1 protein-coding gene is annotated in these 1597 nt (G+C 66.1%); it reads left to right on the forward strand.

The annotated features are described in order from the left end of the window. The coding region (locus LLH00_06505) for a right-handed parallel beta-helix repeat-containing protein (protein ID MCE5270920.1) at positions 1-1597 on the forward strand (1597 nt) is incomplete at both ends.

Below are 1597 nucleotides of genomic sequence, written 5' to 3' on the forward strand. Positions count from 1 at the left end.
GCAGCCTTTTAGCTACATTCGCCTTCGCGCTTCTTTTCGCCGGGAGCGCCCTGGCCGGGAACGCCACCCTGCCCGGACGGCTTTCCAGCCCCTATCCCACGCTGACCAACCTGGCCGTGGAATGGGAGATCGAGGGTGACGCAAATCTGAACGCAGTATGCAACGTTGAATACAGGCGCTCCGGTGAGGCCGTCTGGCACAAATCCATGTCCCTGGTGCGTGTCCCGGCGGATGACACCGGTGAGCGCACCTGGCCGATATTCCGCTGGACCGGCAAGCTGGCCGGCAGCGTGTTCGACCTGCGGCCCGGGACGCGCTACGAGATAAAGCTCAGCCTGCGTGACCCGGATGGCGGAAAGGCGGACACGGTCATCGCTGTCAGCACCCGTCCTGTGCCGGCCCCGGCCCCGGATGCGCGGGTGATACAGGCCAACCCCGACAATTTCGGCTCGCTGGTCGCCTGCGCCGAGCCGGGGGATGTGTTCGTGCTCACGCCGGGCTACTATGAGGAAACCTCACTGTCGCGCGACGGGGCCCCGGGCCGTCCGATAGTGATCCGCGGCGACGGTGCCAACCCGGCTATCGGCAGCACGTTCGACGGACTCGACCTGCAGGACCGCAAGCACCTGATCGTCGAGCGCCTCACGGTCTGGGGCGGCATCGACCTGCGCGGTGCCGAGGACGTGGCCGTGCGCCGCTGCAACGTGACCTCCCGTCATGGGATATTCGCGGATCATCAACCCGGGTGTAAAAATTGTTATATCGCGGATAACACTGTCACCTGGCGCATGCCCTGGACCGCCGAGGGCATGGGCTCCAGCTCGCCCTGGGGAGGTGCGGCCAACGAGGGCGAGGGCATCGAGATCACCGGCCCGGGCAACGTGATCTGCTACAACCGGGTCAGCGGCTACCGCGACTGTGTCTCGCTGATGGAGGACCTCTGGGTCTACGATCAGCGCTGCGATGATATCTACAACAACGATATCTCGGTGGGGCCGGATGACGGGATCGAGGCCGATTTCTGCTCGGCCAACTGCCGGATCATGCGCAACCGCATCGCCAACTGCGGCATGGGTCTGAGCGCGCAGCCAAGCCTGGGCGGGCCGGTATATTTCATCCGCAACGTGATGTACAACCTGGCCGGGGCGCCGTTCAAGCTGGAGCGGCACAGCGTGGGCAGCATTTTCCTGCACAACACCAGCCTGAGAGTGGGCGACGGGTTCATCGCTCCACATTGGCAGAACGAGTATTTCCGGACAGTCTGGCTCAACAACCTCTGCCTGGGCGGACACCAGTGGGACAGCCGTGGCCGCCCCGACCGCAACGTGGGACGGGCCGTGTTCCTGCCGGGGTTCAACTCCACCTGCACTTTCGACTACAACGCCGCCGGCTCCTGTGACACGCTGTTCGCCGGGATGGTGGCCAATGACAAGTTCTCGGACCTGGCGGGGCTGAAACGCGCCACTCGCGGGCCGCACTCGGTGCGCGTGGGAATGGGGACTTTCGCCGCCGCGGTGCCGTTCCCCGACCCGCCGGTGCCGGCGCGCGAGGCCCCGGACCTGCGCCTGGCCCCCGGTTCGCCGGCGCTGGATGCCGG

The organism is bacterium, assembly GCA_021372515.1.
Lineage (GTDB): Bacteria > Gemmatimonadota > Glassbacteria > GWA2-58-10 > GWA2-58-10 > JAJFUG01.